This window comes from Butyricimonas faecihominis (assembly GCF_033096445.1).
Classification (GTDB): Bacteria; Bacteroidota; Bacteroidia; order Bacteroidales; family Marinifilaceae; genus Butyricimonas; species Butyricimonas faecihominis.
The window spans coordinates 2,796,985-2,816,796 of sequence record NZ_AP028155.1 but is presented as its reverse complement, the minus strand read 5'-3'; the positions used below and the strand labels follow the sequence as shown (position 1 = coordinate 2,816,796).

17 protein-coding genes are annotated in these 19,812 nt (G+C 43.6%); 12 read left to right on the top strand and 5 right to left on the bottom strand.

Annotated elements, in window-relative coordinates; genetic code table 11:
• Positions 1-15: 15 nt before the first annotated feature.
• Positions 16-552 carry a histidine phosphatase family protein gene (locus R8806_RS11760; protein ID WP_124316565.1) on the bottom strand — a complete coding sequence of 179 codons (537 nt, stop codon included), beginning with the start codon at positions 550-552 and terminating at the stop codon, positions 16-18.
• A gap of 194 nt (positions 553-746) precedes the next feature.
• Between R8806_RS11760 and R8806_RS11755 the strand changes: the two genes are divergently transcribed.
• The 12 genes from R8806_RS11755 (at position 747) to cobC (ending at position 15,582) form a co-directional block, all read left to right on the top strand.
• Positions 747-1,259, top strand: a complete 513-nt coding sequence (locus R8806_RS11755; protein WP_183312880.1) for a bifunctional adenosylcobinamide kinase/adenosylcobinamide-phosphate guanylyltransferase — start codon at positions 747-749, stop codon at positions 1,257-1,259.
• Between the two features lie 76 nt (positions 1,260-1,335).
• Positions 1,336-2,376 (top strand): nicotinate-nucleotide--dimethylbenzimidazole phosphoribosyltransferase, encoded by a 1,041-nt coding sequence (gene cobT, locus R8806_RS11750; protein ID WP_124316563.1) that lies wholly within the window; start codon positions 1,336-1,338, stop codon positions 2,374-2,376.
• A 126-nt stretch (positions 2,377-2,502) separates the two neighbouring features.
• The gene (locus R8806_RS11745) at positions 2,503-2,919 is read left to right on the top strand and encodes an endonuclease domain-containing protein (RefSeq protein ID WP_124316562.1); all 417 of its coding nucleotides are present in this window, start codon (positions 2,503-2,505) and stop codon (positions 2,917-2,919) included.
• A 173-nt stretch (positions 2,920-3,092) separates the two neighbouring features.
• Entirely contained in the window at positions 3,093-3,854 is a 762-nt protein-coding gene (gene cobS / locus R8806_RS11740; RefSeq protein ID WP_087419672.1) for an adenosylcobinamide-GDP ribazoletransferase, read from the top strand.
• A gap of 70 nt (positions 3,855-3,924) precedes the next feature.
• A complete protein-coding gene (locus R8806_RS11735; RefSeq protein WP_341873028.1) occupies positions 3,925-4,092 on the top strand; it encodes a Fic family protein in 168 nt (55 codons plus the stop codon).
• Between the two features lie 574 nt (positions 4,093-4,666).
• Positions 4,667-7,843 carry a SusC/RagA family TonB-linked outer membrane protein gene (locus R8806_RS11730; RefSeq protein ID WP_229783009.1) on the top strand — a complete coding sequence of 1,059 codons (3,177 nt, stop codon included), beginning with the start codon at positions 4,667-4,669 and terminating at the stop codon, positions 7,841-7,843.
• 13 nt (positions 7,844-7,856) lie between these two features.
• The gene (locus tag R8806_RS11725; RefSeq protein ID WP_124317639.1) at positions 7,857-9,344 is read left to right on the top strand and encodes a RagB/SusD family nutrient uptake outer membrane protein; all 1,488 of its coding nucleotides are present in this window, start codon (positions 7,857-7,859) and stop codon (positions 9,342-9,344) included.
• A 15-nt stretch (positions 9,345-9,359) separates the two neighbouring features.
• A complete protein-coding gene (locus R8806_RS11720) occupies positions 9,360-10,157 on the top strand; it encodes a DUF4843 domain-containing protein (RefSeq protein WP_124317640.1) in 798 nt (265 codons plus the stop codon).
• A gap of 21 nt (positions 10,158-10,178) precedes the next feature.
• Positions 10,179-11,699, top strand: coding sequence for a PKD-like family lipoprotein (locus R8806_RS11715; RefSeq protein ID WP_164719785.1), 1,521 nt, complete (start codon positions 10,179-10,181; stop codon positions 11,697-11,699).
• Positions 11,700-12,251: 552 nt separating this feature from the next.
• Positions 12,252-13,397 carry a PDDEXK nuclease domain-containing protein gene (locus R8806_RS11710; RefSeq protein WP_124318399.1) on the top strand — a complete coding sequence of 382 codons (1,146 nt, stop codon included), beginning with the start codon at positions 12,252-12,254 and terminating at the stop codon, positions 13,395-13,397.
• Positions 13,398-13,487: 90 nt separating this feature from the next.
• A complete protein-coding gene (locus R8806_RS11705; RefSeq protein WP_151412078.1) occupies positions 13,488-14,621 on the top strand; it encodes a hypothetical protein in 1,134 nt (377 codons plus the stop codon).
• Positions 14,622-15,054: 433 nt separating this feature from the next.
• A complete protein-coding gene (gene cobC, locus R8806_RS11700; protein WP_124316801.1) occupies positions 15,055-15,582 on the top strand; it encodes an alpha-ribazole phosphatase in 528 nt (175 codons plus the stop codon).
• 3 nt (positions 15,583-15,585) lie between these two features.
• Here cobC and R8806_RS11695 read toward each other — a convergent pair whose 3' ends face one another.
• The 4 genes from R8806_RS11695 to ung form a co-directional block, all read right to left on the bottom strand.
• Entirely contained in the window at positions 15,586-15,828 is a 243-nt protein-coding gene (locus tag R8806_RS11695; protein ID WP_124316800.1) for a hypothetical protein, read from the bottom strand.
• 104 nt (positions 15,829-15,932) lie between these two features.
• Complete coding sequence (gene typA, locus R8806_RS11690) at positions 15,933-17,741, bottom strand: translational GTPase TypA (RefSeq protein WP_124316799.1); 1,809 nt, start codon at positions 17,739-17,741, stop codon at positions 15,933-15,935.
• Between the two features lie 82 nt (positions 17,742-17,823).
• Positions 17,824-18,819, bottom strand: a complete 996-nt coding sequence (locus tag R8806_RS11685) for a class II fructose-bisphosphate aldolase (RefSeq protein WP_087419689.1) — start codon at positions 18,817-18,819, stop codon at positions 17,824-17,826.
• 239 nt (positions 18,820-19,058) lie between these two features.
• Entirely contained in the window at positions 19,059-19,727 is a 669-nt protein-coding gene (gene ung / locus R8806_RS11680; protein ID WP_124316798.1) for a uracil-DNA glycosylase, read from the bottom strand.
• Positions 19,728-19,812 lie beyond the last annotated feature (85 nt).

The following is a 19,812-nucleotide window of genomic DNA, read 5'->3' as shown; positions in this document are numbered from 1 at the left end:
CAATTTTCAATTGGGTTATACTGTTTGGTTGTCGTCCACTAACGTAAAACGTAGGCAACTTGTGTTTTCCATGATAGGAAGGTCGATCATGTCAATAGCCTTTTTCCCGTTGAGGTACGCGATAATTGCCCGGTTGAATGCTCCGTGTCCAATGGCCACTACCCGTTGGCCGGAGAAATTCTTTTTTAAATAGGCAATGAAATCGATAGCTCTTTGGAAGAGAGCATCTAGGGATTCCACGCTGGGAGGCAGGTTGGTCCAGTCCACGTCATCCAAGCGCTTACCTGTGTATATGCCCCAGTCCATTTCCCGCAGGAGGGGAGTTGGGTGAGGAGTCAGCCCATGTTTCCGGGCGACGGCGACCGCCGTGTTATAACTTCGGGCCAGATCACTGGAAACAATGTTGTCAATCGTTTCCTCTTGGAGCATCTCCGCCAGTCTCTCGGCTTGGGCTATCCCCAATGGAGATAAGGTCCCGGGAAGTTGGCCTTGGAGTATATGTTGTTGATTTTCTAATGTTTCCCCGTGTCGGGATAATATGAGTTCCATCATCACTTCTTTTTAGACTTCTAACTCACAAAGTTAGTAAACAATTTTGAATCTTTAGAGTATTTGTCGGGGTGCTTGATTGTTTTTGTTGGGAATCATCGTGGATGGTTTGCTGGGATGGAGTCGGAAATAAAGTTGTAGATTTTTCGGGCGATTACTTTGTATTTCTTGAAAAAACAGAGAAATTTGTCGTCATGATGAAAAGAAAAATAATTTTAGTTACGGGAGGACAAAGATCCGGGAAAAGTCGTTATGCCCAAGAGCTTGCGCTAAAATTGGCAGAGAATCCCGTATATCTGGCTACTTCGAGGGTGTGGGATGATGAATTCCGGGAACGGGTGAGACGTCATCAACAGGACCGGGGTCCGCAATGGACCAATTTGGAAGAGGAAAAAGCGATTAGTCGATGTGACGTGTCGGGGCGGGTCGTGGTCATTGATTGCGTGACCTTGTGGAGTACCAATTTCTTTTTTGACAATGATTCCGACGTGGATAAATCTTTGCGGGAAATAAAGGAAGAGTTCGACCGGTTTACCGGGCAGGAGGCAACTTTTATTTTCGTCACGAACGAGATCGGAATGGGGGGAGTTTCTATTGCCCCTGTTCAGCGGCGGTTCACGGATTTGCAGGGATGGGTGAATCAATATGTAGGAGATCGGGCGGACGAAGTTGTCCTGATGGTTTCCGGAATAGCCATGCGAGTAAAATAAAATGATAATATAATCTGAATTGAAACCTGAAAGTGTATATCTCATTTTCAATTTTCAATTTTCAATTTTCAATTGTATGAGAAGTTTTACAATAAAAGAGACCGACAAGGCTTTGTCTGAGGCTTTGATAGATAAGATTAATAATTTAACCAAGCCCAAGGGATCTTTGGGATTACTTGAAAAAACAGCACACCAGATCGGGTTGATACAGCAAACGCTTTCCCCGGAGTTACGGAACCCCCAGAATATTATTTTTGCGGCCGATCACGGGATCGTGAAAGAGGGGGTTAGCTTTTCGGCTCCGGAAGTGACCGCCCAGATGATTTTTAATTTCATCAAAGGGGGTGCCGGGGTGAATATGTTTTCCCGTCAACATCATTTCGGGATTAAATTGGTGGATTGTGGGGTAAATGCGGATTTCGAACCTATGGAAGGGCTGATTGATCGTAAAATCCGTAAGGGGACTTCAAATTATTTGTACGAGGCCGCCATGACCCCGGAAGAATTTGACCGGGCAATCGAGATCGGAGTGGAGATCGTGGATATGGTTCATGATGAGGGTTCGAACGTGGTGAGTTTCGGGGAAATGGGTATTGCCAACACCTCTTCTTCTTCCCTGTGGATGACTTACCTGACAGGTATTCCTTTGAGCGATTGTGTCGGAGCGGGTAGTGGGTTGTCTAGGGAAGGCGTTGAACACAAGTATAATGTGTTGAAACGGTGTATGGAAAATTACGAGGGGGATGGAACTCCGAAAGACATTATCCGTTATTTTGGCGGCTTCGAGATGGTGGCTGCCGTGGGAGGTATGTTGCGTGCTGCCGAATTGGGTATGGTTATTATCGTGGATGGCTTTATCATGACGAATTGTGTTCTTGCCGGAAAGATGTTGTACCCCGCTTTAACGGATTATTGCATCTATGGTCACCAAGGCGACGAATGCGGGCATAAATTAGTCCTGGATTTCTTGCACGCCCAACCTTTATTAAATCTCGGTTTACGCCTAGGTGAAGGGACGGGGGCCATTTGCGCTTATCCCTTACTCGTTTCAGCCGTGAACATGATCAACGAAATGGCCTCTTTCAAGGCGGCAGCAGTAACGAAATACTTTAAGTAATTGAAAATTGAATGTGGAAAATTGAAAATGAAAAGTTTCCTGAAGACGGAGAGTAATCCAACTCTCCCTCTGTTTATAGAGGGAGTACCCCGAAGGGGGGAGGGAGTTCAACATAAAAAATAAGCTATGATAAATCCCAAGATCACCCATAACGCCAAGTATCAACAAGAAACCCGTAGAGAACTACGTCTGCACGGTACACCAGCGGAAGCGGCCCTTTGGACACTCCTCAAGGGACGACAAGTAAATAATTTAAGGTGGCGTAGGCAATTTAGTATTGAAACATATATTCTCGATTTCTATTGTCCGACAGCCCGACTTTGTATTGAATTAGACGGGGCAAGCCATTTTACTTCCGATGGCGAATATAATGATGAACGCCGGACGGAATCTCTTTGGCAAAAATATGGAATCCGTACTCTCCGTTTTGAAAACAAGCTAGTTTTTGAACAACCGGAAAATATACTCGAAACGATAAGGATAGCATTGGCTGAAGGAATACAACAAACTCCTCCGTCAGCTACGCTGCCACCTCCTCTATAAACAGAGGAGGAGCTGGTAACCATTCTCGAAGACGGTGAGTAATCCAACTCTCCCTCTGCCAGAGAAAGATAAAAAGTAAAAACTAAAAGATAAAAGTTGAATGTAGTAAATCTAGAAGGGGTGATTTCGTGGGTGGAAATCTAAAATCATAAATCATTAAAACTAAAATCAGTATGCGTTCTCTTTTGGCAGCAATCATGATGTTTACTCGACTACCTTTGTGGCGGATTGTCAACGTGGACAAGCGTTATTTCACGGATGTCATTAAATACTGGCCTTTGGTCGGTTTTTTGACGGGGACCGTGACGGGGGGCGTTTTATGGCTGGCGGCACAGATTGTACCTTTGGAGGTGGCGTGTATTTTGGCGATTATTGCCCGAATCCTGTTGACCGGGGCGTTGCACGAGGACGGGTTGGCAGACTTTTTTGACGGGTTTGGTGGAGGAACTTCTAAAGAGAAGATTCTAGCTATCATGAAAGATTCGCATATCGGGTGTTACGGGACCATCGGTTTGGTACTCTACTTTATTCTCTATTATTCCTTGTTGTCCAGTTTCGACCCGGCCATGATTTTCCCGATCGTGATTGCGGCAGATTGTTTTTCCAAACTCTGTGCGGCCGTGATGGTAAATACGTTACCTTATGTCCGGAAAGAGGAAGAAAGTAAAATAAAACTTGTTTACAGCAAGGTACGCACGTTTATATTCGTGATCGTGGGATTAATCACGTTGATCCCCTTCTTCTTCCTGAAAGATGCGAGTTTCTGTTTCGCAATGATCCCCGCCATATTGACTGCCATCGGCTTACGTTTCTTCTTAAAAATCAAGATCGGGGGGTACACGGGAGATTGTTGCGGTGCATCCGTGTTAATCATCGAACAGGTCTTTTATCTGAGTGTGTTAGTTATTTGGTGTCGCCATCAATTTTTGTTTTAGACAGGGAGACTGTTGTCGAGTAGGACTTCCTGATCCAGAGTTTCATTCGGATGGTGCTTTTGTACAGGTCGTGTTCCGTTATGTTCGGAGCATTGTTGGGCAAGACCCCACAGTTACCCTACAGTTAAAAGAAGTTTTGATAATAATCGGTGACAATACATATTCGGCTAAAGAAATCATGGAGTTTATGGGGTTGAGAGATAAAAGTAATTTTTTGAAAAATTATCTTTATTCTTAATCTCACTAATTCTTTTGGTATCATGGGAGAAAACTATCTTTTTAGATTTAGCAATATAGTCTGTTTTTAGTCGATTCTAAAATCAGAAAAAGTATTGAAAAATGAAAAAGTATTTATATATTTGCAGGTATGATACGAATAGGTGGGAGAGCCTGCCTTTTAAAATATTGTGAGTTTGTGCTAATCTTTATCTGAAAATCGCCAATTGAAGGAAATAGGATTAGACGGTGAATTCACGCTGGTTAGGCGTGGATCGTTGTCTATTTATTTCCGGGCGTTTGGCGATGCCTCAGATAAGATAGAGTTGTTGACGGTCCTCGCTTTTTTTATTGTATCATTTTTTGTTTTGGGGATCGGCACTATAAAAGAAATTTTCGATTGATAAAGGATATTAAGGTTGCAACTTGATTAAAATAAACGGAATGAATAAATACCCAAAATTTATAAGCCATGAAAAATTAGAGAGATTTTTCTTATTAGAAGGATGAAAAAAAGAGGGTGAATCCTAAACTTTGCACGTTGAATATCACCCCCTTGCATCATTAGTTTTATAAACCAATTAATTATCAAAGTTATGAAAAAAACTTATGACAGGAAATTTTTTCGGCAAAAATTGCTATCGGAAAAAAAGACCGTCACCGCGGTTTCCCGCTTACTTATCATTTTATTGCTGGGCTTTCCCTTGTTGACAAGAGCCGGGACGAGTGGTTCAAGCCGGGGAGAGATCGATCCTTTATCGGGAACTTCCACACGGCAAGATTCGGTTGTTGCGACAGGGAAACCGGGAAATCAGAAACTAGGGTTTTACGAGGGAGAAGTCATGGACACGGAGGGGAATCCGTTACCCGGAGTGACCGTTTTGTTGAAAGGGACCCAAACGGGTACTTCCACGGACACGCACGGAGCATTCCGTTTCCCGGCAACAAAGGCGGGGAAAACCATGCTGGTCTTCTCGTTTATCGGGATGAAACCGGTGGAAAAGGACGTGATTCCGGGAAAGAAAGTGATCGTCACGATGGAAGAGGAAGTAGAAGGTCTTGAGGAAGTGATCATCACGGGTATCTACTCCCGGGATAAGAATAGTTACACGGGGTCGGCATCCACCTATTCCGCCAAGGAGTTGAAAATGGTTGGTGCTCAGAATATCATCCAGAGTTTGAAAACGCTGGACCCGGCCATGATGGTCTTGGAGAACAAACAATGGGGATCAGACCCGAATCGTATGCCCAAAATTGAAATCCGGGGAAAGACGAGCGTGGTCGGATTGCAGACAGAGTTTGAGAACGACCCCAATCAGCCCTTGTTTATCTTGGATGGTGTGGAGACCACGCTGGAAACCATCATTAACCTAAATATGGATCGGGTGGCAAGCGTGACGATCTTGAAAGATGCAGCGTCCACGGCTATCTACGGATCGAAGGCGGCTAATGGGGTGATTGTCGTGGAAACGAAATCACCGGAGTCAGGCCAGTTACGGCTGTCATACAGTGGGAATTACGGGATCTCGTTTGCCGATTTGTCGGATTACAATTTAATGAACGCTTCCGAAAAACTGGAATACGAGTTATTAGCCGGGCGTTATTCTCCCATGGAAGGATATGACGGTTTTGTTGATAAACTTCAGAAAATGCAGGATTATTATTCCCGGTTAAAAGAAGTGCTGAGAGGGGTGGACACTTATTGGTTAAGCGAACCGTTACGAACCGTCTTCAATCATTCTCATAACTTGTACATTGACGGAGGTGACCAAGCCATGCGTTACGGTTTGGGTATCAGCTACAATAACCGTGATGGTGTGATGAAAAAGTCCAACCGTGACGGTATGGGAGTGAACATTGACTTGATTTACCGTAAAAAAGGTTTACTCTTCTCGAACAAGGCGAGCATGGATCTCTCTAATTCTGACCGGGAGCCGGTGGCATTCTCCGAGTTTTCAAGAGCAAACCCGTATTACCGGAAAAGACAGGAAAACGGTACAATTCCCATGTATTTGGAGAGAAAGACAGGGTTGTACGGGGAGGATATGCTGAATCCCTTGTACGTGTGGAACATTGAAAACACGAATACAACCAAGGATCTCGCGTTGAGGGACAATTTCACGATGGAATGGACTACCTTCGATGCCCTGAGACTCCGGGCTCGGTTGGGAATATCCAAGAGCATCTCGAAAACAGAAGCATTCAAGTCCCCGAATCACACGGATTTTTTGGAGACGGAGAAATTAAAAAAGGGTTCTTTCTCGTTTAATCAGCATGAAAGCTTCTCGTACAATGGTGATTTGAACATTATCTTTGGTAAAATATTTAAGAATGTTCATCAAGTAAACTTTGTTGGAGGATGGTCTTTCAGTGAATCTCGCTCGGAAGCATCCGGTTACAGCGTGGTTGGGTTTAACGATGACTTCCACAAGAATCCTGCCTATTCCACGGGTTTCCGGGAAAATCAAAAGCCTACTTACTCGAAAGACCGTCGGCGTTCCACCAGTTTTTTCATGAACTTGAACTACTCGTATGACAATCGTTATCTGATGGACTTCAACCTGCGAGCTGACGGGACGTCCGTTTTCGGCAGTAACAAACTTTTCTCCACGACGTGGGCTGTCGGTTTGGCATGGAATGTTCATAACGAGGAATTTATAAAGAAATTGGGGTGGATCAACAATTTGAAGATCCGGGGATCAATCGGTAATCCCGGAAACGAAAACTTCGATGCCTACATATCACAAAAGACCTACGTGTATAATGTCGAGTTGCAAAATATGTTCGGGGCGAGTGCGTTGATTCAGAAGTACGGGAATAAAAATTTGGAATGGCAGCGAACCGTGGATAAAAACATCGGTGTCGACCTGTCTGTTTTGAACAACCGAATTCGTGTGACTTTTGACTATTATTTCAAAGACACGGACCCTTTGCTGGTTTCCATCGGAATGCCTCCTTCTGCTGCGGCGACGAGCTTGTACACGAACATGGGAAGGCAAATTTCTAGGGGATGGACGGGGACATTGAATTATGTCTTTCTGCGGAAAAAGGATTTGTCTTGTAGCGTAAACATGAACGCACGGGCGAATCATTCGGAATATCGTGACATCGGGGATAAATTGGATTACTTGAACAAGGTGGGGAGTTCTACTGCCTTGAACCGTTATTACGAGGGAGGCAGCCCCGACGATCTATGGGCAGTTCCTTCTTTGGGAATCGATCCGGCTACCGGGCGTGAAGTCTTCTTGAAAAAGGATGGAACGCAAACTTTCTTGTATTCCGCATCCGATGAGGTGATCGTGGGATCGTCCGTTCCGGATGTAGAGGGAATTGTTGGAATGTCATTCTATTACAAGAAGTTGTCTGCCTCTTTCAGTTTCCGTTATAGCTTGGGCAAAGAAACCATGGCCTCGGCATTGTATGATAAAGTGGAGAATATCACCCAAGACAATATCGGTAGGAATCAAGACAAACGAGCTTTGTACGACCGTTGGAAGAAACCGGGAGATAAGGCAAAATTCAAGGCGATAGATGATTATTCTTCCACGCCGATGTCTTCCCGTTTCGTGGTGACGGAGAACACTTTTTCCGGTGAATCCATTTCAATCGGTTACGATATGGATGCTGCATGGTTGCGGGTAGCGGGAATTCAGGGAATGAATTTCCGGGTTTACATGAATGATATTTTCCGGATCTCTTCTTTTAAAGAGGAGCGGGGTCTGGATTATCCTTTTGCCCGTTCGGTAAGTTTTTCCTTAGGTGTAAGATTTTAAAACAAGTGTGGATATGATACGAAAATTGAAATTATTAGTGTGTGTGGTGCTTGGCGCCCTCACGTTGTCTTGCTCCGATTGGTTGAAAGTCAGTTCGGAGGACCGGATCATGGAGAACGATCTTTTCCGTACTCCCCGGGGATTCATGACGGCGTTGAATGGTATTTATATAGATTTGTTGAATTCAAGTATGTACGGGAAAACTCTGACATGGGGAATGACTGATATTTTGGCACAATACTATACCTGCCGGGAGAAGGACCATAGTTATAAATCTTTGGCAGATTTTGATAACGTGACCCGGAATAATGCCGTGAGTGGTTGTTGGAATCGGTCGTATGCCCTTTTGAATAACGTCAATACGATATTGGAGCATTGCGAATCCGACCGGAATGTGCTGGATGATACCTATTATCACATGATCAAAGGGGAGGCTCTGGCCTTACGTGCTTTGTTACATTTCGAACTGTTCCGTATATTCGGTCCCAGTTATAGCAAGGACAAGGAAAAAGAGTGTATCCCTTACGCTTTGACTTCCGAGACAAAGGTAAATCCCTTGCTACCGGCAAGGGAAATTGCCCGGCTGATCATGGAAGATTTGAAAAATGCGGAGGAGTCGTTGACCGGGTATGACCCCGTGATTGAAACAGGAGCAGTGTGGGGTGATGATCCGGAAGGGGGCGTGAATGACATGCGTTATCGCTCCATGCGTCTGAATTACTATGCCGTTCAGGCTTTGATGGCCCGTGTGGCTCTCTATTGTGGGGAAAAGGAGGTCGCTTGGGAGTACGCGGAGAAAATGATTCGCGGGATACACGAGGAACATAAATGGTTCCCCTTCGTGACCCGGGAAGAAGTGGTGACGACAGATAAAGAAGATCGTATTTTCCAAAGTGAAATCTTGTTTGGCCTGTATAACCTGAAAAGAAAGGAGAGCGTTTACGAGGTCGGTTTCGGGGCAAACTTGAAACAGGGGAGCGTGTTACGTATTGATAAGGATATTATGCAGAATATATACGATGGGGATGACAATGATTTCCGGCTTGCATACTGGTTCGCGGAAATGGTTGATCCGGATAATAACTCGTATCTCCACGTGATCAAGTACAAGGATGTGGATGATATTGACACGAAAACGAAAATTAGCAAAGGCTATCGTTACATCATGCCTGTACTCCGGGTGTCCGAAGTGTATCTTATCGCGGCCGAGTGCTGTCCGGACCCGAAAGAGGGACGGAATTATCTGAATGCGGTGAGAACGGCACGTAACGTGAAAAACATTCAGGATGATGCCGATCTGACTGCGAGTATCGAGCAAGAGTACAAGCGGGAGTTTGTGGGTGAAGGACAGTTATTCTGGCTTTATAAACGCAAGGGGAAAACCGAGATTGCATCCGGCGAGAAACAGGGAAACGTTGTTTCCATGGAAGAACGCTTTTACTTGTTTGACCTGCCACAGTCGGAACAGGATTATAGAAAAGAAAATGATCTTGGTAAATAATTAAAATTTCTTCGTATGAAAATATATATATTTCTATTAGTTGTCGTTTTGTCATTTCTTGGATGTGAGAAAGAAATGATGGATTACGAGGGGAAAGATGGGGTTTATTTTTCGGTACAGGAAGCCCCACCCAGTTTATATGGTGACCCGGAAATTTGGGCTCATATGGACACGACATTGATTCCCTTTTCCCTGTTATTAGAGAATGATAGCACGGTGAGATTGAAAGTCCGGGTGATGGGGGATGTCGTGAATTATGACCGCTATTTTACCGTGTCGGTCGTCGATTCGTTGACCACCGCATTAGTGAACGAGGATTACGCTCCCTTGGAGGAACGCTACATGATTGCCGCCGGGGAACGTGACGGATTCGTGGAATTCACGGGATTCCGTCAGGCAAAAATGTTGGATTCCACGTATTACGTGACCTTACAGTTGATGGAAAACGAGTATTTCTCGTTACCGATGGATGTGTGGAGACCCTTGGAACTTAAAGATTACACGAAAGAGATACAGAACGTGGTCCGTCACGTGGTGGGACTTTCAGATGAGGTTTTCATGCCGAAGGCGTGGACGGTGAATTATTTTGGCTCCTACTCTAAAAAGAAAGTCAAATTACTGTGCGAGATGTTCGGTTTGAAGATGGCTGATTTTGATAACGTAATCGAAATGGATATGGAAAGACAGCGCACGTATGCTCAAGGGTTGGATAAATACTTGAAGGAGATGGAGGCGAAGGGGCAGACCGTTTACGAGGACGAGAAGGACAAGGATGGTAATCCGGTGAAAATGGCCGTGGGACCTTTAATTTAGTAATGTTGAATAATGAAAGTTATGAAAAAGAAACTAAGTTTACTCGTGCTATTGGCGATAGCTTTATGCATGGGATGTTATGATGATAAAGGGAATTACGATTACCATGAATTTAATGAGATAAGTATCGGTGATCGTGGTTTTGACACGGCTTATATCCTCACGTCGTTCGTGGACACGCTTCGGATTTCACCCGAAATCAATTTCAAGCTGGCGGAAAACACGCATCTGAAGTTCGAGTGGGTGGCTCGGTCTAATGGAGTCGGGAGTGAAGAATACCCGTTGGGAAATGAACGTGATTTGGTGTTCCCGGTAAGCTTGCCGACGGAGACATATACCTTGTATTTCAAAGTGACGGACACGCTGAACACGATGGAGTACTCGAATGTCACAGTGATGCAGGTTCAAGATTTACTTACCAGTGGTTGGATTATTCTCGGGGAGAACAGTAACGGGGAGGCACAACTGGACATGATTACTTATTCCGTGGACACGATGGTGTTGAAAGATATGTTGCATGATAGCGGGCTGCCCGCGTTGAGAGGTCCGGTGAAAGTGTGGGTAGTTGATAATTACAGGGATAACATGATTCATATTTCGACGGAAGACGGTACATACCGTTTGGATCGGGATAATTTCAAAGGAGGTGACCACACGCACCTGAAGTATAATTTTTATGACCCGGAGTCACTGGATCATTTTGTTCTTCAGGAGGTGGCCCAGATGCGTAGCTATAACAGGGCGGCAATTATTGATAATAAGTTGTTTCATAACGGTTTCTTGATCTCCAGTTCCGTATTCCAGAATCCGGCGAATCATTATCAGGGAACTTATGATCTTTTCTCTATCGGGGATAAGATTGCTTATAATCCGAAGGCTATGGCGTATTATTATATGTTGTACAATAATGATGCGAAACGTTTTGTTTATACCGGGGGAAGGGCTTATGGGTCACCTGTGGGATATTGTGACACGCTGAAAGATACGCGGAGTGACGTGGAGATTTTCTCTTGGAAAACGGGGTTGGATTACGTGACAAGTATAAGTAGTCGTTTGTTGGACGGGTATTCGTTTACCGTGTTGACTGATAGCAAGGGGAGCTACTACTTGTATTGCTACGCGTTGAAGTACCAGTGGGGCTGGGAAAGTATCGAGAAGAAGAAAAAATACTCTTTGGATAAAGCCACGGATATTGACAAGGCGAAATTCTTCGGGGTTAGTGCGCAAAGAACCTATTTGATTTACGCTACCGGTTCGAAACTGTACGCGTATGATTACGTGGCGGAAAAAGTGCAATTACTTAGGGATTTCGGTGGTCAGGAAATAACGTTGTTACACTACGACATTTTGATTGACGTGGGTGCCGGTGATGATTTCTTCTACGTGGGTACTTACGATCCTTCGTTATCTAAGGAGACGGGAGGAACGCTGACAATGTACAAGGTGATGAATGATCCGAATAATATTATCGTGGAGGAGGTTCCCGGCTTTAGCTGGTCCGGGTTGTGCAAGATCAAAAGTATTGATTTCAAAAGATATTAGTATAGCTGTTTGAATTTTGAGAAAGGCACCATTCTAACGTGGAATACACGGGAGAATGGTGCTTTTTATGTCCGAGATGATGTGTGATTAGTGCCGACGTTAGTCCCGATTACATTTTTATTAATTGATTAATATCGGATGATTGCCGTCATGAACCTTATAGATACCTTATAGAAACCTTATATGAACCTTATATATAATAAGGTTCATAAAATATATTAACAAGTTATTGAAAATATTGTATTAGGTAGTAATCAGGTATTGATCATCTATCGTAAACGAATTCAGAATTGACGTTAGCATGAATAGGCACGAAAGGTAGCATGGAGATTTGTGTTGATGTTGATTTATTGGGATAAAATTACTTAATGGAGCTGAGTTTCAGTATAAAAGCTCACTAAATATCAGTTTCTTTTGTTATTTTTGTAACTCTTGATGGCATATAACTACGAGACATTTTAGAATGAGATGATCGAGATAAATAAAAAATGCTTGCAGAGATATAGCGAATACTAGGTGTTAATAAAATTCTAAGTAACAGAGAATAAGGAAATGGATAATTGTAACATAGATAGAAAATTAGATGAAAGAGCAGAGGCTCTATTCGCTAGAATTTCTTTATTAATAGAGACGGCACGCAAAAATATTGCATCTACGGTAAATATCACAATGGTATATGCTAATTTTGAAACAGGTAAGTATATTGTTGAGGATGAACAACAGGGGGCGCATCGGGCTGAATATGGGAAATCTGTTCTGAAACAGTTATCTCAAAAACTAATAGAAAAATACGGAAGGGGATGGTCTGTTGAGAATTTGACACTCTATCGAAAATTTTATTTGGTTTATGCGGATTCGGTAAACATGATTGATCCGATTCAGAAAAAGTCACTTGGAAAGGATTTCGTAAACACTGTTTACGAAATTGGCAAGTCTGAAACGTTCTCGCAAATTTCTCAAAAGAGTTTTACGCTAAGTTGGTCACACTATCTGATATTGATGCGCATAGAAAATCCTTCTGAACGTAGTTTTTATGAGATAGAATGTGCACAGCAACAATGGAGTGTCCGGCAGTTACAGCGTCAAGTGAATTCCAGTCTGTATGAACGTTTGGCATTAAGTCGCAACAAACATGAGGTCGTTCGTTTGTCAAAGGAGGGCCAAACAGTAGAAAAATCATTGGATCTTATAAAGAACCCCTTGACGTTAGAATTTTTAGGATTGAAGTCAGAGACGGCATATTCAGAAAGTAAATTGGAAACAGCAATCATAGATAAGCTACAAGATTTTTTACTTGAATTGGGCAAGGGTTTCCTATTTGAAGCAAGACAAAAGCGTTTCACGTTTAATGAAGAACATTTTTTTGTTGATTTAGTATTTTACAATCGCTTGTTACAGTGTTATTGTTTGATTGACTTGAAGATAGATAAACTGACACATCAAGACTTGGGGCAGATGCAAATGTATGTCAATTATTATGACAGATATGTGAAGCAGTCTTTTGAGAAACCTACTATTGGCATCTTACTTTGTAAAGAACAAAATGAGGCTTTGGTGAAACTGACACTACCGGACGATGCTAATATTTACGCTACGCAATATGCACTCTATCTGCCTAATAAACAATTATTGCAAGCAAAATTGAACCAGTGGGCAGAAGAGTTTAAAGCGAACCATGATGAACTTGAGCAACCTTAGGTGTAGAGGGAATTAATTCGTTTATTAATCGGTTAAAAGCAACGTATTTACAGATATTTGTGATAAATTTGTAGGATACCAAAACAATTTATGGAAATGAAATCAATGATGATCTGTTTTTGCTTTTGTTGTCTGGGCTTTTGGGAGCATACGCTTTCAGCTCAAGAACAAGTTCGGGCGCTACGGCCGTTGGAACAATGTACTTTGGTTACCGATCTGGCGGACCGGATTGAGGAAATACAAGTGATCCCAATTAAACAGCGTTTTGATGCCGAGTCATTGGAATGGATGAGGAAAAAATTGCTGATCGGACCTGATGGGGATTTGTTTCTCGTGTACGGGCGGGAGGTGATGTGTTTTGATGCTGCCGGGAAGTATCAATTTTCAATGAAATATAATCAAGGGAAAGAATGTCCTTATCATCAGGATGCCTGTATCAGCGTGGATCAGAAAAAATTGTTGTTTGCGCATGGAGATAGTGAAGTCGTATTTTTTGATTTGAATGATGGGCGTGAGATTGAACGCCTCCCGATGAACAAGCCTCTACAATTGTTTGAAGAGATTGCCCCGGCTCCGGATGGAGGGTTTTATTATTATTCGATCTCGGCTCCTTGTACCAATAATTTTGAACGGGGACACCTCTTAGTGACCCGGTTTGACAAAAACGGGAAAAAGTTGGAGAGTTCAATTCCGCAGGTAGGGTTCACAGTGAATATTTTTCTCGTATCGCAGGCCGTAGGTAATACTTATCTGATTCGCACGCAAGGAGGTGATAATGCGTGTTACCGGGTGAATACGAAAGGAGAGTTGGAGAAGGCCTACACCTTTGATTTTGGCAAACGGGGGATACCGGATACTTACGGGATGTTAAAAGGTGATTTGATGTTACAGGATTACATGAGGGCAGATTATTACAAGATGCCGATCTATTTGTGTGAAGGCGGGAAATTCTTTTATTTCACCAGTTGCGGACCTCAGGCAGAGGCGTATAATTTTCTTTATGCCCGGGGTAAGGATTCGGGGATTTATTGGAAAGCGGATCCCGATTTGGAAATTCATTTTCTCTCGGCAGATGAGGACTATTTTTACGCGCTTTTAGAACCCGTTCCGGAAGAGATGACCCGGGAGACGCAAGACCCGTTATTACGGCAGATATTTAAACAGTTTGCCCTTTCGTTGGGAGAAGAGACGTCTGCCCGATTGGTGAAGGTCAAGTTTAAATAGCCGGGGACGTGAATACACTTTCGTGTTTAGTTTAGCTAGTTCATAGAACTGATTTTTGTGGATGTAACCACATAATTTGCCATAATTTTGCGATTTCATCCGCAAAATTTTGAATGTTCTTGTCCTTTCCCGTACTGTTAATTATAAATTTGGGTAGTTATATACTACTTTACAGTCCATTAAGGTAATGCTTGTTTTCATACTCAAACTCCTCCGTCACTTCGTGCCACCTCCTCCATAAACAGAGGAGGTGCTGGTGACTATTCCCGAATATAGAGAGTATTTCAGCTCTCCCTCTGTTTATAGAGGGAGTACCCCGAAGGGGGGAGGGAGTTAGTTTACAGTAAACTCGTATATAAATTCCTAAATTTATTGGTAAATCTTCGTGATATATCGAAAAAATGGCGAATTTTACAAGATAAACGATTTATATATGGAAGTATGTTTGATCAGACACACGAAAACGGCGGTTATTCCGGGAACGTGTTACGGGAATTCGGATGTTGACGTGGCCGATTCTTTCCTCGAAGAGGCAGGGAAGGTGAGGGAGAGGCTGAAAGGGGAGAGGTTTGATGCGGTTTATTCCAGTCCGTTACAGCGTTGCAGGAAGTTGGCGGTTTACTGCGGTTACGAGAATCCGATTCTGGATGACCGGCTGAAGGAATTGAATTTTGGGAGCTGGGAGGGGCAACGTTGGGAGGAGATTCAAGACCCTCGTTTGCAGGAATGGTATGATGATTGGTTAAGTATACCTGCCGGGGGAGCGGAGAGTTTTTTGGAACAATATAACCGGGTGTCGGCTTTTTTGGATGATCTGAAAGAAACGGGATACGGGAAGGTATGCGTGTTTGCTCATGGGGGAACGATTCGTGCGGCATTGATTTATGCCGGAAAATACAATTTTAACCAAGCATTCACGGATGATGTGAATTACGGTGCTCAGGTGAAGATGACGATATAGAAATTATTCCTTTTCCTCTTTCAGTTTTTTGCGAATGCCTCTTTCGATAGCTAGAACGAGAATGATTACTAGCGTGATGATAATCACGCTGATCCAAGATTGGTATGATAACTCGGTGAAATCGGTCATGGCCAGTTTCGTGATGGCAGCAAGTATCAGGATATACAGGCACGTGCGCACGTTCCGCAACTTCTTCTCGGTGGTAAGTTCGGCATTCTTTTCAGTGACATCCTTTTTAATTTTCATGATCTGTTTGTTGAGATACGTACTGCTTTGTAAAGATATGAAATTATATTCAAATTGTTTGGAAAGGAGAATAAATAAAAAAACCACCCGAAGGTGGTTTTGAATTATTCTATCGTTTTACTTCTTCTCTTTCTTTCGTTTTCATCGAGGTAGATCTTGCGAAGTCTCATTGCTTTTGGCGTAACTTCCACGTATTCGTCCTCTTTGATGTATTCGAGAGCCTCTTCCAAGCTAAAAAGGATAGGAGGTGCGATGTTTGTCTTTTCGTCAGAACCGCTGGCACGCATGTTGGTCAGTTTTTTAGACTTGCATACGTTAATCACGATGTCATCCTGACGGGTACTTTCACCGATTACCTGTCCGGCGTAAACCTCATCTCCCGGGGTAATGAAGAATCTACCTCTATCTTGCAGTTTATTAATAGCGTAGGCAAATGAATCACCTGTTTCCATGGCGATCAAAGAGCCGTTGGTACGCATTTCAATTTCACCGGCATAGGGTTCGAAACCTTTCAAACGGTGAGCGATTACGGCCTCTCCGGCAGTAGCGGTGAGTAGGTTACTTCTCAGACCGATGATACCCCGTGAAGGGATATTGAAAGTCAGGTGTACCCGTTCGTTACGGTGTTCCATGTTTGTCATGACACCTTTACGGCGGTTCACCATCTCGATAGCTTTTCCTGATACCTCTTCCGGTAGGTCGATGGTCAATTCCTCAACAGGCTCGCATTTTACCCCGTTAATTTCTTTGATGATAACTTTCGGCTGTCCGACTTGTAACTCGTAGCCTTCACGACGCATGGTTTCGATCAACACGCTTAAATGAAGTACGCCTCGTCCGAACACGATGAAAGAATCGGCACTTTGTCCCGGTTCAACCCGTAAAGCAAGATTCTTTTCCAGTTCCCGGTCCAAACGTTCTTTGATGTGACGGGAAGTCACGTATTTACCGTCCCGGCCGAAAAATGGCGAGTCGTTGATGGTGAACTGCATACTCATGGTCGGTTCGTCAATGGCGATAGGAGCCAGTGCTTCCGGGTTTTCGAAGTCCGCAATGGTATCACCGATTTCGAATCCCTCGATCCCAACAAGCGCGCAGATTTCTCCACATTGCACCTCGTCAACTTTCTGTTTTCCCATCCCCTCGAAGGTCATTAAATCTTTGATGCGGGTTTTAACCAGTGTTACACCGTCTCTTTTGCAGAGGGTGACTGGCATACCGGATTTTAATGTTCCGCGGGTCAATTTACCAATGGCGATTCGTCCCACGTAAGAGGAATATTCCAGAGACGTGATTAGCATCTGCGGGGTTCCTTCCTGTACTGTCGGGGCGGGAATATCTTTGATGATAGCATCCAATAACGGGGTAATGTCCGTTGTAGGTTTGTGCCAGTCGGTGGACATCCAACCTTGTTTGGCACTACCGTAAACGACGGTGAAGTCCAATTGTTCTTCCGTGGCATCCAAGGAGAACATCAAGTCGAATACTTGCTCGTACACGAAGTCCGGACGACAGTTCGGTTTGTCTACTTTGTTCACGACAACAATCGGTTTCTTGCCGAGGGCAAGCGCTTTTTGGAGTACGAAACGTGTTTGAGGCATAGTACCTTCAAAAGCGTCAACCAATAATAATACTCCGTCAGCCATGTTCAACACGCGTTCCACCTCTCCACCAAAGTCGGCATGGCCCGGGGTATCAATAATATTAATCTTGTAATCTTTATAATGAACGGATACGTTCTTGGCTAAGATGGTGATCCCTCGTTCTCTCTCCAGGTCATTGTTATCCAGTAATAGATCACCCGTATTTTCTGTTTCTCTGAATAAGTTTCCTTGAAAAATCATTTTGTCAACCAATGTGGTTTTCCCGTGGTCAACGTGCGCGATAATCGCGATGTTTCTAATCTTCTGCATTTTGCTCCTATGGTATTAAATCCAAATAGGGCGCAAAGTTAGTATTTTTTTTAAAGAAAAGGGACTCATTGAGCCCCTTTTTTTATTCTACCCTGTTGGCACTTCCTAAAACGTGTACCGTTTTGTGCTTGTATAATTCTTTTAATGCATCTCTGGCGGGGCCTAGGTACTTACGCGGGTCGAATTCTGCCGGCTTGTTTGCGAAGACTTCACGAACGGCTGCGGTCATTGCCAAACGGCCGTCGGAGTCGATATTGATTTTACATACGGCAGAAGTAGCGGCTCTACGCAATTGTTCTTCCGGGATACCCACGGCATCTTTTAATGCACCGCCATATTTATTGATAATAGCAACTTTGTCTTGTGGTACGGAGGATGATCCGTGGAGAACGATTGGGAATCCGGGGATACGTCTTTCGATTTCTTCCAAGATGTCGAAACGTAATGGGGGAGGAACGAGGATTCCGTCCGCGTTACGGGTACATTGCTCCGGTTTGAATTTATTTGCCCCGTGGGAAGTTCCGATGGAGATGGCCAATGAATCCACTCCGGTTTTCTTCACGAAGTCTTCCACCAAGTCCGGGCTGGTGTAAACGCTGGCTGCGGCAACCACGTCGTCTTCGATTCCGGCCAGAACACCAAGTTCACCTTCTACGGTAACATCATATTTATGAGCATATTCAACCACTTTCTTGGTTAATGCCACGTTCTCGTCATAAGGAAGGGCCGATCCGTCGATCATGACAGAAGAGAATCCCATTTCGATACAAGATACGCACAACTCGTACGTGTCGCCATGGTCTAGGTGAAGACAAATTGGAATATTGCATCCAAGTTCTTTGGCATATTCAACCGCACCTTGTGCCATGTAACGTAAAATGGTTTGATTTGCATATTTACGGGCACCGCTGGAAACTTGTAAGATAACAGGAGATTTTGTTTCCACGCAAGCTGCAACAATAGCCTGCATTTGCTCCATGTTATTGAAATTGAAAGCCGGAATAGCGTATTTACCTTCCATTGCTTTCTTGAACATTTCTCTGGAATTAACCAGTCCTAAGTCTTTGTAATTAACCATAGCTGCTATATTTTATATTCGTGCATCAAAGTTAAGCATTAAAAACAGAGATATGCAAGGAAACGAAGGAAAAATTTCAAACGTTTGCGGAGATTGAAAATTCCCTGAATTTTCAAGTTGCAGGTTAACGGGTTACAAGTTACAGGTTCGAAGTGTGAAGGTCATGTTTTGTCCGAATTTGCAACTTGTTAACCTGTAACTTGTAACTTGAAATCGCAGGGGTAAAAAAAATAGAGTGGTTACCACTCTATTTCTTTTAATCCATGCGATTTCAAATAAGCATTCGCCTGACTGAATTGGTGATTGCCGAACCAGCCGCCCCGGTTGGCAGACAAGGGGGAGGGGTGTACGGATTTCAGCACCAAATGCCGTTGGGTGTCGATGAAGGCACCTTTGCGTTGGGCGTAGGAACCCCAAAGGAAGAAAACGAGGTTTTCTTTTTTCTCGGAAATGATTTTGATGACGGCATCGGTGAAGGTTTCCCAACCTTTGTTCTGATGTGAACCAGCCTGATGGGCTCTCACGGTCAATGTAGCGTTGAGTAATAGCACTCCCTGTTCTGCCCAGCGTTCGAGGTTGCCGGACGTGGGGACGGGTTTACCCAAATCGTTATTTATTTCTTTGAAAATGTTCTGTAATGAAGGTGGTTGATCGATGCCTTCCGGAACGGAAAAACAAAGCCCGTGTGCTTGTCCGGGACCATGGTACGGGTCTTGCCCGAGAATGACAACCTTGGTTTGTTCCGCGGGACAATGATCAAAGGCATTGAAAATGAGTTTTCCCGGAGGATATATCTTCGTGGTCTTGTACTCGTTTTTCACGAATTGGATCAACTCGGAGAAATAAGGTTTCTCAAATTCATCTTTTAAGAGTTCTTTCCAAGAGGGCTCGATTTTTACGTCAACCATAGAATTTTGATTTTAGATTTAATGATTGGGTGATTGCCGATTTCGTGATTAGGTGATTCCTACATCACTGAATCGGAAATCACAG